At 75.4% G+C, this 13,124-nt stretch carries 14 protein-coding genes; 5 read left to right on the forward strand and 9 right to left on the reverse strand.

The window, feature by feature from the left end:
- Positions 1–82 precede the first annotated feature (82 nt).
- The 5 genes from BMZ50_RS11140 to BMZ50_RS11160 all read left to right on the forward strand — a co-directional run bounded on the left by BMZ50_RS11140 (position 83) and on the right by BMZ50_RS11160 (position 6,363).
- Positions 83–484 carry a cupin domain-containing protein gene (locus BMZ50_RS11140; protein WP_091324280.1) on the forward strand — a complete coding sequence of 134 codons (402 nt, stop codon included), beginning with the start codon at positions 83–85 and terminating at the stop codon, positions 482–484.
- A 152-nt stretch (positions 485–636) separates the two neighbouring features.
- On the forward strand, positions 637–1,236 hold the full coding sequence (locus tag BMZ50_RS11145; protein WP_091324282.1) for a glycosyltransferase: 600 nt from the start codon (positions 637–639) through the stop codon (positions 1,234–1,236).
- Between the two features lie 124 nt (positions 1,237–1,360).
- The gene (locus BMZ50_RS11150; protein WP_177212755.1) at positions 1,361–2,779 is read left to right on the forward strand and encodes a sensor histidine kinase; all 1,419 of its coding nucleotides are present in this window, start codon (positions 1,361–1,363) and stop codon (positions 2,777–2,779) included.
- The gene (locus tag BMZ50_RS11155) at positions 2,776–3,417 is read left to right on the forward strand and encodes a response regulator (protein ID WP_091324777.1); all 642 of its coding nucleotides are present in this window, start codon (positions 2,776–2,778) and stop codon (positions 3,415–3,417) included. The genes BMZ50_RS11150 and BMZ50_RS11155 overlap by 4 nt, the downstream gene beginning before the upstream one ends.
- Before the next feature lie 42 nt (positions 3,418–3,459).
- Complete coding sequence (locus BMZ50_RS11160; RefSeq protein WP_091324287.1) at positions 3,460–6,363, forward strand: FAD-binding and (Fe-S)-binding domain-containing protein; 2,904 nt, start codon at positions 3,460–3,462, stop codon at positions 6,361–6,363.
- 181 nt (positions 6,364–6,544) lie between these two features.
- On the opposite strand, the gene fabG is transcribed toward BMZ50_RS11160, so the two are convergent.
- The 9 genes from fabG to BMZ50_RS11205 form a co-directional block, all read right to left on the reverse strand.
- Entirely contained in the window at positions 6,545–7,315 is a 771-nt protein-coding gene (gene fabG, locus BMZ50_RS11165; protein WP_091324290.1) for a 3-oxoacyl-ACP reductase FabG, read from the reverse strand.
- 95 nt (positions 7,316–7,410) lie between these two features.
- Positions 7,411–7,830 (reverse strand): DUF350 domain-containing protein, encoded by a 420-nt coding sequence (locus BMZ50_RS11170; protein WP_091324292.1) that lies wholly within the window; start codon positions 7,828–7,830, stop codon positions 7,411–7,413.
- 39 nt (positions 7,831–7,869) lie between these two features.
- Positions 7,870–8,313, reverse strand: a complete 444-nt coding sequence (locus BMZ50_RS11175) for an AAA family ATPase (RefSeq protein ID WP_091324295.1) — start codon at positions 8,311–8,313, stop codon at positions 7,870–7,872.
- Between the two features lie 56 nt (positions 8,314–8,369).
- Entirely contained in the window at positions 8,370–8,633 is a 264-nt protein-coding gene (locus tag BMZ50_RS11180) for a hypothetical protein (protein WP_091324297.1), read from the reverse strand.
- A 40-nt stretch (positions 8,634–8,673) separates the two neighbouring features.
- Positions 8,674–10,020 (reverse strand): AI-2E family transporter, encoded by a 1,347-nt coding sequence (locus BMZ50_RS11185; protein WP_091324300.1) that lies wholly within the window; start codon positions 10,018–10,020, stop codon positions 8,674–8,676.
- Between the two features lie 155 nt (positions 10,021–10,175).
- Positions 10,176–10,586: an ankyrin repeat domain-containing protein gene (locus tag BMZ50_RS11190; protein ID WP_091324302.1), complete on the reverse strand. Its 411-nt coding sequence runs from the start codon at positions 10,584–10,586 to the stop codon at positions 10,176–10,178.
- 33 nt (positions 10,587–10,619) lie between these two features.
- Positions 10,620–11,702, reverse strand: coding sequence for a hydrogenase expression/formation protein HypE (gene hypE, locus BMZ50_RS11195; protein ID WP_245753566.1), 1,083 nt, complete (start codon positions 11,700–11,702; stop codon positions 10,620–10,622).
- Positions 11,695–12,819: a hydrogenase formation protein HypD gene (hypD, locus tag BMZ50_RS11200; RefSeq protein ID WP_091324305.1), complete on the reverse strand. Its 1,125-nt coding sequence runs from the start codon at positions 12,817–12,819 to the stop codon at positions 11,695–11,697. The genes hypE and hypD overlap by 8 nt, the downstream gene beginning before the upstream one ends.
- Entirely contained in the window at positions 12,816–13,121 is a 306-nt protein-coding gene (locus tag BMZ50_RS11205; protein ID WP_091324781.1) for a HypC/HybG/HupF family hydrogenase formation chaperone, read from the reverse strand. The genes hypD and BMZ50_RS11205 overlap by 4 nt, the downstream gene beginning before the upstream one ends.
- Between the last annotated feature and the right edge of the window lie 3 nt (positions 13,122–13,124).

The raw sequence follows: 13,124 nt of genomic DNA on the forward strand, positions 1-13,124 counted from the left end.
CGGGCAGAAGGGACGGCGTCCGTCCGGTCGCCTGCCCCTCGCCCGGACGCAGCTGATCCGCCCGACGAGAGGAGCGCCGTCCATGGCGTCCGTCATCCACTTCACCATCGCCACCGAGGCCGAGAAGTCCGCCGACTTCCGCCGCGTCCTGTGGACCGGCCAGCACACCCAACTGGTCATCATGACCATCCCGCCGGGCGGCGAGATCGGCGAGGAGGTGCACGAGGACACCGACCAGATCCTCACCTTCGTCAGCGGCACCGGGAAGGCGATCGTCTCGGGCTCGGAGAAGAACGTGGCCCAGGGCGACCTGGTCGTCGTCCCGGCCGGGCTCAAGCACAACTTCGTCAACACCGGGCCCAACCCGCTGGTCCTCTACACCGTCTACGGCCCGCCGGAGCACGCCGACGGCGCGGTGCACAAGACCAAGGAGGAGGCCGACCGGCTCGAGGAGGAGGGCAAGGACGAGCCGCCGACCGAATGAGGCCGCGCACCGGAGTGGATCCGTCGGCGTGACGCGGACGGATCCACTCCGGTGCGTCCGGGGAGGTCCTACGTCGCCCGTCCAGATGCGCGCTCGACCGGGCCGCTGGTCGACTACCGCCCGTGAACGGGACCGGTACGAGGGAGCAACCCATGGCCACCAGGGCACCAGCGCCTGCCGGACGCCCGCTGGTGTGCGTCTCCCGGCTGGTCCCGGCAGGCGGGGTCGACATCCTGCTCACCGCCTTCGGCCTCCTCGTCGACGACCGGCCCGGGCTCGCCCTGGAGATCGTCGGCGGCGGGCCGCTCGGCCGGGTGCTGCGCCGCACCGCCGAGGAGATGGGGCTGGCCGAGAGGGTGCACTTCCGCGGACCGCAGCCCTGGCCGGCCGTGCGGGCGGTGGTGCAGCGCAGCGCGATGCTGGTCCTCCCCCACCGGGCGGACGTCGCCGGCAGCAACGACCACGACGGGCAGGGCGCACTCCTGCCCGTGCTGCGGCACGCCCTGGCCTGCGCCCGCCCGGTGGTGGCCACGCGCGCGGTGGCCCCGCACGTCCTGCGGCACGGCGAGACCGGACTGCTCGTGCCGCCGGAGGACCCGGTCGCCCTCGCCCTGGCGGTCGCCGGCCTGCTCGACGATCCCGACCGGGCGGCCGCGCTGAGCAGCGCCGGGCGCCAGGCGGTGGCCGGGTTGCCCGACGGCGACCCGGGCGGCGGCCGGCTCCAGTGGCTGTGGCAGAGGGTCACCGGATGAGGTCGTAAGACCTCCGTCCCCTTGCGCTCCCCACCTCCGGAGTGGCACAACTCCCGGGCAGGCCGGTGCCGCTGGGGTCCGGATGGGGTGTCGGGTGCGTCGTCGGCGCAGGCGGGGGTGGGCGATGACCACGGACACCGTGCGGACCGCGGAGCGAACGGCGACCGCCGGGCAGCGCGCGCCGGGAGACGGCGGGCCCGAGTGGGTCGTCCTCGTCGACGGTGCGAGCGCGGGCCGCTCGCGCCGCCGGTCGCCGTCGGTGCGCCAGGTCGTCAGCCGCTTCGTCGCGGCCAACCTGGTCGCCGTGCTGCTGCTGCTGGCCGGCGGGGTGTGGGCCAGCATCGAAGCAGCCGAGAACGAGGCCCTCGCCGACGCCCGCCACACCACCGACCTGCTGGCCACCCTGCTGGTCGAGCCGACCCTCGATGAGCGGGTGATGGCCGGTGACCCGGCGGCCCTGGCCGCGTTCGACACCTCGCTCGGCGAGCGGCTGGCCGAGGCGGGCGTCATCCGGGTCAAGATCTGGACGGCCGACGGCCGGATCGTCTACTCCGACGAGGCGGCGCTGATCGGCCAGCCGTACCAGTTGGACGCCGAGGACCGGCGGGCCCTCCGGGACGGCGTCACCCGGGCGGAGGTCAGTGATCTGAGCCGCCCCGAGAACCGGTTCGAGCGCTCGGAAGGCCGGCTGCTGGAGGTCTACCGGCAGATCGACGGGCCGGCGAGCCAGCCGCTGCTGCTGGAGACCTACACGCCCTACGAGCAGGCCACGGCCCGGCAGCGGGAGATCTGGTGGGGGTTCGCGCCGATCCTGGTGGCGGTCGTGCTCATCCTCGTCGCGGTCCAGCTGCCGCTGGGCCACCGCATGGCCACCCAGCTGCGGGCCACCCAGCGCGAGCGGGAGCAGCTGCAGGCCCGCGCGCTGGACGCCTCCACCGAGGAGCGCCGGCTGATCGCCGGCAGCCTGCACGACGGGATCGTGCAGGACGTCTCGGCCTCGGCGCTGCTCGTGGCGCGGGCCGCCGACCAGTTGCGCGCGGCCGGCGCACGCCAGGTCGGGGAGGGCCTCGGGCAGGCCGCGGGGGCGCTGCGGGAGTCCGTCGGCTCGCTGCGCTCCCTGCTGGTGGAGATCTATCCGGCGACCCTCGAGCAGGCCGGGCTGCCGATGGCCCTCGCCGACCTGGCCGGCCGCCTGCGACCCCGCGGGATCGAGGTCCGTCTGCACGTCGACGACGACCTCGATCCGCCCCCCGCGGCCGCCTCCGTGGTGCTGCGGACGGTCCAGGAGGCACTGCGCAACGTCGTCAAGCACGCCGGTGCGCGCAGCGTCGACGTCACCGTCGAGCAGACCGCGGCGGGCCTGGTCCTGGAGGTCACCGACGACGGCGTCGGGTTCGACCTCGCCGCGCCCAGGCGCAGCGCCGACCACCACCTGGGCCTGCGGCTGCTCGGCGACCTGGCTGCCACCGAGGGCGCCTTCCTCGCGGTGCGCACCGCACCCGGAGCGGGCACCAGCCTCCGGCTGGAGGTGCCGTGGTCGTGATCGACGTCCTGGTGGTCGACGACCATGCGCTCATGCGGACGGGGCTGTCCGGTCTGATCGACGCCACCGACGACATGCGGGTGGTGGGCACCGCCGCCGACGGCGCCGAGGCCCTCGCCGCGGTCACCCGGCTGTCCCCGCACGTGGTGCTGATGGACCTGTCCATGCCGGTCATGGACGGCGTCGCGGCCACCCGGCGCATCGCCGCGGAGCACCCGCACGTGGAGGTGCTCGTGCTCACCTCCTTCTCCGACCAGCAGCGCGTCATGGAGGCCCTCGACGCCGGGGCCGGCGGCTACGTGCTCAAGGACACCGAGCCGGCCGACCTGCTGGCCGCGATCCGCTCCACGGCCCGCGGGTACTCACCGCTGGATCCCCGGGTGGCCCGCACCGTGCTGCACGCGCGGCGCGGTCCGGCCCGGCTGGCAGACCTCACCGAGCGGGAGCAGGAGGTGCTCGCGCTGGTCGGCCGCGGGCTGGCCAACAAGCAGATCGCCCGGGCCCTCGGCATCCGCGAGGGGACGGTGAAGGCACACCTGACCAGCGTGTTCCAACGCATCGGGGTGCGGGACCGGACCTCGGCCGCGCTGTGGGCCCGCACCCACCTGCCCGAGGACCCCGCCGCGCACTGGAACTGACCCCGGTCGCCGCTGCCCGGCCCGCGGGCAGAGACTGGCCGGGTGAGCAGCCCCTCGGGAACCGGGCCCGATCTCTCCGACGCCGACCTGCTCGCCGCCCTGCGCCGCGCCGGGGTGGCCGACGTGGACGGCTCGGGGCTGGCTCGGGCGCTGTACTCCTCCGACGGCTCGCTGTACCGGGTGCTCCCGCGCGCCGTGGTGCGGCCGCGGCACCCCGACGAGCTGGACGCGGTGCTGGCCGTGTGCCGCGAACTGGCGGTGCCGCTCACCGCCCGCGGGGCGGGCACCTCGATCGCGGGGAACGCGGTCGGCCCCGGCGTCGTCGTCGACACCAGCCGGCACCTCGCCCGGGTCCGGAACATCGACCCCGAGGCGCGGACGGCGACCGTCGACCCCGGCGTCGTGCAGGCGGCGCTGCAGGCGGCCGCCCAGCCGCACGGGCTGCGGTTCGGCCCCGACCCGAGCACCCACAACCGGTGCACGGTCGGCGGGATGATCGGCAACAACGCCTGCGGCTCGCGGGCCCTGGGCTACGGCCGGACGTCGGACAACGTGGTCGGCCTCGACGTCACCACCGGCGCCGGCGACCGGCTGACCCTCACCTCGCCGACGGCCTCCGTGGCCACACGGGCCCAGGATCCGGCGGCCACAGTGGCCACAGGGGCGGCCGGGGTGCTCGGGGAGCTGCAGCGACTGGTGGCGGGCGAGCTCGCGCTGCTCCGCACCGAGTTCGGTCGCTTCGGCCGGCAGGTGTCGGGCTACTCGCTGGAGCACCTGCTACCCGAGCGCGGCTTCGACGTCGCCAAGGCGCTGGTCGGCAGCGAGGGGACCCTGGTCCTGGTGCGCGGCGCGACCGTGCGGCTGGTCGCGGACGCCCCGCACCGCGGGCTGGTCGTGCTCGGCTACCCGTCGATGGCCGACGCCGCCGACGCGACCCCCACCCTGCTGCGGCACCGGCCCACCGCCTGCGAGGGCCTGGACCAGCGGATCGTGCAGCGGCTGCGCGACGTCCCGGCGGCGGTCGTGCCCGACCTGCCGCGCGGCGAGGGGTGGCTGATCGTCGAGCTCACCGGCGCGAGCGCGGCCGAGGTGGCCGACGCGGCGCAGAAGGTGGTGGCCGACGCCGGCGCGCTGGACACCCTGGTGGTCACCGACCCGGCCGACGCGGCGGCGATCTGGCGGATCCGCGAGGACGGCGCGGGGCTGGCCGCCCGCACCTCCGACGGCCGCCCCGCCCACGCCGGCTGGGAGGACGCCGCCGTGCCCGTCGAGCATCTGGGCGCCTACCTGCGCGGCTTCGAGGCGCTGCTGACCGAGCACGGCCTGCAGGGGGTCCCCTACGGGCACTTCGGCGACGGCTGCGTGCACGTCCGGATCGACTTCCCCTTCGGGCGCGGCGAGGACCGGGGGCGCGGCGCCTACCGCGCCTTCGTCACCGACGCGGCCGCGCTGGTGGCCCGCTTCGGCGGGTCGATCTCCGGGGAGCACGGCGACGGGCGGGCCCGCAGCGAGCTGCTGCCGCACATGTACTCCCCCGAGGCCCTGGGGCTGTTCGAGCGGGTGAAGGGGCTCTTCGACCCCGGCGACCTGCTCAACCCCGGGGTCCTGGTGCACCCGGCACGGATCGACGACGACATCCGGGTGGCCGCCGCCCCCCGCCTCACCGAGGGGCTGGCGCTGGCCTACCGCCACGACGGCGGGGACTTCAGCGCGGCGGTGCACCGCTGCACCGGCGTCGGCAAGTGCCGGGCCGACCTCGGCAGCGGCGGGGTGATGTGCCCGTCCTGGCCGGCGACGCGGGAGGAGAAGGACACCACCCGCGGCCGCGCGCGGGTGCTGCAGGAGATGCTCGCCCCCGGCGGTCCGGTGCGGGACTGGCGCTCGCCGGAGGTGCACGCCGCCCTGGACCTGTGCCTGTCCTGCAAGGGCTGCTCGCGGGACTGCCCGACCGGCGTGGACATGGCCGCCTACAAGGCCGAGGTGCTGCACCAGAGCTACCGGCGCCGGCTGCGGCCGCGCTCGCACTACACCCTGGGCCGGCTGCCCCGGTGGGCCGACCTGGCCGCCCGGGCACCCCGGCTGGTCAACGCGGTGATGGCCTCTCGGCTCGGCGGCCGGCTGGCCCGGTGGGGTGCCGGGGTGGACCGGCGTCGCAGCCTCCCGGCCTTCGCCGAGCAGACCTTCCGGCAGCGATGGCACGGCCGAGCCCCGGTGGAGGGCGGGCGGCCGGTGGCGCTGTGGGTGGACTCCTTCACCGACCATTTCGCCCCCGAGGTCGCCGAGGCCACCGTCGCCGTCCTCGAGGCGGCCGGCTACCGGGTGCTGGTGCCGCCGGCCGAGGCCTGCTGCGGGCTGACCTGGATCACCACCGGCCAGCTCGACGCCGCGCGCCGCACCCTCGGACGCACGGTGGAGCTGCTCGCCCCGCTGGCCGAGGCCGGTATCCCGGTGGTCGGCGTGGAGCCCTCGTGCACCGCGGTCCTGCGCGGCGAGGCGCTCGAGCTGGTCGGGGGGCCGGCCGGGGGAGGCAACGCGGAACGGGTCGCCGCCGCCACCCGCACCCTGGCCGAGCTGCTCCGGGAGACGCCGGGCTTCACGCCGCCGTCCCTGGCCGGGGTGGAGGTGGTGGCCCAGCCGCACTGCCACCACCACGCGGTCCTGGGCTGGGCGGCCGACGAGCGGCTGCTGCGCGGGGCCGGCGCCGCGGTGCGCCGGCTGGGCGGCTGCTGCGGGCTGGCCGGCAACTGGGGCGTGGAGCGCGGCCACCACGAGGTGTCCGTGGCGATCGCCGAGCAGCAGCTGCTGCCCGCGGTCCGGGAGGCCGGACCGGACGCGGTCGTGCTCGCCGACGGGTTCTCCTGCCGGACCCAGCTCGACCAGCTCGCCGGCCGCCGCGGCGTCCACCTCGCCGAGCTGCTCGCGGAGCGGCTGCCCGGGACCTCCTGACGGCGCCGCCGCCGCCTGCCACGACCGGGCCGTGGACCTCGCGGAGACGTGGCTGCCCGCCCGGGCGCGCCGGCCACGCCCCCCGCCCGGAGATGATCATGGGGTTGTCGCACGCGATCACGCCGGGAGCGGCGTGTCCGCGTGCGACAACCCCATGATCGACAGCGGGCTGCGGGCCGGGTCAGGCCTTCGGGCCGCCCGCGGCGTAGACCACCTGGCCGGAGACGAAGCCGGCACCCTCGCTGACGAAGAAGGACACCAGGTGGGCGATGTCCTCGGGCTGGCCCACCCGCTGCACCGGGATCTCCTTGGCGGCGCCGGCGATGAAGTCCTCGAACGGGATGCCGATCCGCTCGGCGGTCGCCTTGGTCATGTCCGTCTGGATGAAGCCGGGCGCGATCGCGTTGGCGGTCACCCCGAACTTGCCCAGCTCGATGGCGAGGGTCTTGGTGAAGCCCTGCAGCCCGGCCTTGGCCGTGGAGTAGTTGGCCTGGCCGCGGTTGCCCAGCGCCGAGACGCTGGAGAGGTTGACGATCCGGCCCCACTTGGCGTCGATCATGTGCTTCTGCACCGCGCGGGTCATGAGGAACGCGCCGCGCAGGTGCACGTTCATGACGACGTCCCAGTCCGCCTCGGTCATCTTGAACAGCATGTTGTCCCGGGTGACCCCGGCGTTGTTGACCAGCACGGTCGGCGCACCGAGCTCGGCGGCGACCCGGGCGACCGCGGCCTCGACCTGCTCGGCGTCGCTGACGTCCGCGCCGACGGCCAGGGCCCGGCCACCGGCGGCCTCGATGGCCTGCACGGTGTCCTTGCCCGCGGACTCCTCCAGGTCCAGCACGCCCACCGCGCACCCGTCCTGCGCCAGCCGCAGCGCGGTGGCGGCCCCGATACCGCGGGCGGCGCCGGTCACGATGGCCACGCGGGACCCGGTGCTGCTTGCCTCGCTCATACGTGTTCCTTCCCGTCTGCAACCGTCCGACTGCTCGGGGGACACGGTACGTCCGCGCCCTCCCGGCCCTACCGGCCGGTAGCGGACGGCGCGGGTCAGGGCCAGATCGAGGCGATGATGATCGCCGCGACCGCCAGCTGCATCGCCGCGAGCACCAGGCTGGCCGGGTGGAACGGGACCTCGGTGACGTGCTGGCCCAGCCGGCCGGGGGTGATGAGGTCGAGCACGAGGAAAGCCACCGCCTGCAGCAGGACGCCCAGCACCCCGAACACGACGGTCCACAGCAACGCCGGGCCGAAGCCGCTGGTCGCGTTCGTCCAGATCGCGGCGAAGACCACGGCGCCCTGGCCGAGGAACCCGGCGGCGAGGACCAGCCCGGCGTTGACCGAGCGCTGCTCGTGGATGTGCCGGCCCAGGTGACCGGGGGTGAGCAGGTCGAGGACGAAGAACCCGAGGGTCAGCAGCGCGATGCCGACTCCGGTGTAGGCGACGGCGTAGCCGATGCTGGCCAGCACGGGCGGGACCTCCAGGGCAGGGGGCGGCGGACCACAGGTCTACCGCACCGGCCTCCACTCGTCGGTGGCGGCATGCCCACTCCCGGGCCGGACGACCTCCACCCGGTCGAACCCCTCGGCCGTGGACGGCGGCACGAACCGCTTCGCCGTGCCGTAGAGCCCGGCCGGCGGTACCCGGGCCCGGCCGGCGCGGGCCGCGTTGCGCTCGGCGCTGGTGGTCACCGGGGTGTCCAGCCAGACCGCCCGGACGGCGGCACCGGCCGCCCGGGCCGCGGCCACCAGGGGCGCGCGGTCCTCGGGCGTGGGGTTGGTGTTGTCCACGACGACGCTCTCGCCCCCGGCGAGCAGCTCCGCGACCACCCGCCGCTGGCGGGCCTCGCGGCGCCGGGCGTTGGGCCAGTGGTCCTTGCTGACCACCACGTGGGTGCCGGCCAGGTGCTCGCCCACCCAGGTGGACTTGCCGCTGCCCTGCACGCCGGCCATCACGACCAGCTCCGGCCCCCTCCTCGACGCCCCCGGGCCCGGGAGGGGGTCCATCCTCAGGCGGACGGCCGCAGCGGCGTGACCGCCGCGTCGTCGTCCAGCGCCGGCCGGGGGGCCGGGTGCTCCACCAGCGCGAGGACCCGGCCGGACATGAACCGGGCCGTGCGGACCGCGGTGCCCCCGCGGGTGCTCTCGGTGACCTCCACCAGCCCGCGGCCGTGGGTGACGTCCACCCGCCGCCCGGCCCGGGTGGCCTCGATCTCGTACGTGCGGGTGCTGCCGCCGGCGTCGATCACGACCTCTACGCGGTCGCCCTTCATCGCATGCCTCCGAAGACGTCTCGCCGGGCCGTGCGCCCGACTACGTGTCAACGTCCTCCGGGGGTCCGACATTCCCCGCTGACCTGGGCGTTCCCTCCTCGGAGGACCGTCGGTGGGGGCGCGGGACGTGCAGCGCGCGGACCGCGGCCAGCGCCGCCCGGCGGGCGTCGGCCCGCTGCCGGGCGCGGCTGGTCCGGGGCGCCCGGGGTTCCTCGCGCAGCAGCGCGTCCAGCCAGTGCCCGCGCGGGTCGACGTCCACCAGCAACGCCTTGACCAGCAGGGTCAGCGGGATGGCCAGCAGCGCACCGAGCGCCCCCAGCACCCAGCCCCAGAACAGCAGCGCGACGAACGTGACGGTCATCGACAGCCCGACCGAGTCGCCGACGAACCGGGGCTGGACCAGCGTCTGGACGACGAAGTTCAGCAGCGAGTAGACCGCGACGACGATCCAGAACGCGGTCCATCCGCCGGCCAGCAGGGCCAGGATCGCCGGCGGCACCAGGCCGAGGACGAACCCGATGTTCGGCACGTAGTTGGTGATGAAGGCCAGCAGCCCCCACACCACCGGCAGCGGGATCCCGAGGACGGCCAGCGCGATCGTGTCGCCGATCGCGACGACCCCCCCGAACACCGTGCTGACCAGCAGGTAGCTGCGGGTGCCGCGGGCGAACAGCCCCAGGGCGATCGGCAGGTGCGGCCGCTCGGCGGCGACCAGCGCCAGCCGCCGGCCGAACCCCCCGGACTCGATGGAGAGGAACACCAGCGCCGACAGCAGCAGGACCAGCGTGGTGGCCGCGTCGGTGAGCCGGGACAGCAGCCCGGTGGCCACGCCGACCAGCTGGCTGTAGTCGAACTGGGCGACCAGGTCGGAGAGCTGGCCGGAGGCGATCCCCGCGTCGTTGAGATCGGCGACCACCTGGGCCAGGAGCACCTCGGCCTGGCCGGCGTAGTCCGGCAGCAGCGCCGCGAACTGGGCTATGGACACCACCAGGAGCGCCACGAAGGCCAGCAGCACGGTCCAGACCAGGACCAGCAGCACGGTGGCGCTGGCCCACCGCGGCCAGCCGTGCCGCTGCAGGAAGCGCTGGACCGGCATGAGCGCGACGACCACGACCAGGGCGAGGAGCACCGGGCCGACCAGCCAGGCCAGGGACCGGACGCCGGCGATCACGACGGTCGCAGCCGCCCCACCGACCAGCAGCACCAGCCAGCGCGGGATCCCCCCGGTCGACGGGGCGGCGAGCTCCTCGGAGCGGGCCGGGCCGCCGTCCCCGGCGGTCTCCTGGCCGGCCTTCACCTCGGCCACGTCGGCCGGAGACAGCGCCGTGGCACCGGCGGCCCGGGCGCAGGCAGCGCCCCCCTGCGACAGCCCCCGCTGCGCGACCATCGTTCCCGCTCCGCCGGCTCAGGCCGTGCGGCGGGAGCGGTCGGACCCGTGCCTGCAGGACGTCCCGATGCCGGTGGCGACCATGAGCCCTCCGCTCTCCCCCCGTGCGGCGCCGCACTCTCTGGGCCCCAGCCTGACATGTCGGGGCCGCTTCCTCAGGACTCCCCACCGTCCAGCAGCGCCGTCATGTCGGGCAGGCCGAAGAACGCGGCGGTCTCCCGGGCGGTGGGACCCCCGGCGTCGGGATCGGCGCCCGCGGCGAGCAGCTGCCGGACGGTGTCGGCGGACTGCTTGAAGACCGCGGCGGCCAGCGCCGTCTGGCCGCGGTCGTTGACCCGCCCGGGGTCGGCGCCGCGGGACAGCAGCGCGGCCACGGTGTCGGGGTGCCCGCGGTAGGCGGCCAGCAGCAGCAGGGTGTCGCCCTTGTCGTTGGTCAGGTTCGCGGGCACGCCCGCGTCGACGTAGGCCGCCAGCTCCTCGGTGTACCCACCGCGGGCCAGGTCGAAGACCCGACCGGCCAGCTCGATGACGCCCGGGTCGATCCCGCCGCCCTGCTCCTCGGTCACGAGCCGAGCGTAGGAGGTCCCGGCGGGGACGGCTCAGCAGATGCGCGGCAGCTGCTCCCCGGCCGGCAGGTCGACCACCCGCGTACCGCCGAGGCCGGTGCGCGCCACCACCATGCCGGGGTGCCGGTCGACGACCGTGCCGATCACCGCGGCGGCCGTGCCCTCCGGCCGGGCCCGCATCGCGGCCAGCACCTGCTCGGCACCCTCCGGCGGCACGAAGGCGACCAGCAGCCCCTCGTTGGCCACGTAGAACGGGTCCAGCCCCAGCAGCGCGCAGGCGTCGACGACCGGGGCCGGCACCGGCACCTGCCGCTCCACCAGTTCGACGCCCACCCCGGCGGTGCGGGCGATCTCGTTGAGCGCGGCCGCCAGCCCGCCCCGCGTCGGGTCGCGCAGCACGTGCACGTCCACGCCGGTGTCCAGCATCGCCGCGACCAGCCCGTGCAACGGGGCGGTGTCGCTCTCCACCGTCGTCCCGAACGCCAGCCCCTCGCGGCAGCTGAGCACCGCCACGCCGTGCCGGCCGACCTCCCCGCTGACCAGCACCACGTCGCCGGGCCGGGCCCGGCCCGGCCGGATGTCGGCGCCCTCGCGCACCAGCCCGACGCCGGTGGTGGTCACGTAGACCCGGTCGCCGTGACCGGCGTCGACGACCTTGGTGTCGCCGGTGACCACCGCGACGCCCGCCGCCCGGGCCGCCGCGCCCAGCGCGGTGGCCACCCGGCCCAGCTCGGCCAGGGCCGTCCCCTCCTCGACGATGAACGCCGTCGACAGGGCCAGCGGCACCGCACCGGACATGGCCAGGTCGTTGACCGTGCCGTTGACCGCCAGGTCGCCGATGCTGCCGCCGGGGAAGAACAGCGGGCGGACGACGAAGGAGTCGGTGGAGAACGCCACCCGCGCGGCCCCGACCGGCAGGACGGCGGAGTCGGTCAGCTCCCCCTGACCGCCGAACGCCGGGCGGAAGAGGTGCTCGACGAGCTCCCCCGACATCTGCCCACCGCCGCCGTGCCCCATGACGATCGTCGGCGAGTCGGCCAGGGGCAGCGGGCAGCTCCAGCCGGTGATGTCCGGGCGGTCGCCGGCCCGGGCGGGCGGGGCGACGTGATCAGCCACGGCGAGCGCCCGTCGGTTCCGGCTCCAGCAGTTCCAGCCGCCGGTAGAGGTAGTAGGCCGCGCACGCGCCCTCGGAGCTGACCATGGTCGCGCCCAGCGGGTTGCGCGGCGTGCACTCGTGCCCGAACGCGGCGCACTCGTGCGGCTTGATCAGCCCCTGCAGCACCTCGCCGGAGCGGCAGACCGCGGATTCGTCGGTGTGCAGCCCGCCGACGTCGAAGCGGGCCTCCGCGTCGAACTCCCGGTAGGCGTCGGCCAGCCGCCAGCCGCTGTCCGGGATGACGCCGATGCCCCGCCAGGCCCGGTCGGTGACCTCGAAGACGTCCCGCAGCATCGCCTGGGCGGCCGGGTTGCCCTCGGGCGGCACGGCCCGGCGGTAGGCGTTCTCGACCTCGTGCCGGCCCTCCTCGAGCTGGGCCACGGTGCGCCGGATCCCCTCGAGGACGTCCAGCGGCTCGAACCCGGTGACCACGATCGGCACCCCGTAGCGCTGCGCCAGCGGCGGGTACTCCCGGGTGCCCATGACGCTGCACACGTGCCCGGCGGCGAGGAAGCCCTGCACCCGGCAGGACGGCGACTCCATGATCGCCGCGATCGCCGGCGGCACCAGCACGTGGCTGACCAGCAGCGAGAAGTTGCCGATGCCCAGCCGCCGGGCCTCGTACACCGTCATCGCGTTGGCCGGGGCGGTGGTCTCGAAGCCGATACCGAAGAAGACCACCTGCCGGTCGGGCTGCTCCCGGGCCAGCTGCAGGGCGTCCAGCGGGGAGTAGACGACCCGCACGTCCCCGCCGGCGCTCTTCACCCGGAACAGGTCCGCGTCGCTGCCCGGCACCCGCAGCATGTCCCCGAAGGAGCAGAAGGTGACCTCCGGCCGGGCGGCGATCGCCAGCGCCTTGTCGATCAGCTCCAGCGGGGTGACGCACACCGGGCAGCCGGGTCCGTGGATCATCTCGATCCCGTCGGGCAGCAGCTGGTCGATGCCGTGGCGGATGATCGAGTGCGTCTGGCCGCCGCAGACCTCCATGAGCGCCCACGGCCGGGTGGTCAGCGCCGCGATCCGGTCCAGCAGCCGCCGGGCCAGGTCCGGATCGCTGAACTCGTCGAGGTACTTCACGGTCGTCCCTCCCCCTCGGCCGGCCCGCGGCCGGCCTGCCGCGCCGCGGCGGTGAACCCGTCGCCGAACTCCTCCTCGAGCACCCCGAGCCGCTCGAACTCGGCCAGGCTCTCCAGCGCGGAGCGCTCGTCGAGCCGCTGGATGGCGAAGCCGACGTGCACGATCACGTAGTCGCCGTGCACCACCTCGGGCAGGTACTGCAGGCAGACCTGCTTGCGGACCCCGCCGAAGTCGACCTCGGCCATGGCCGTGCCGTCCCGGTCGTACCGCCCCACCACCCGACCCGGTACCGCGAGGCACATGGC

This window comes from Geodermatophilus ruber (assembly GCF_900114385.1).
Classification (GTDB): Bacteria; Actinomycetota; Actinomycetes; order Mycobacteriales; family Geodermatophilaceae; genus Geodermatophilus; species Geodermatophilus ruber.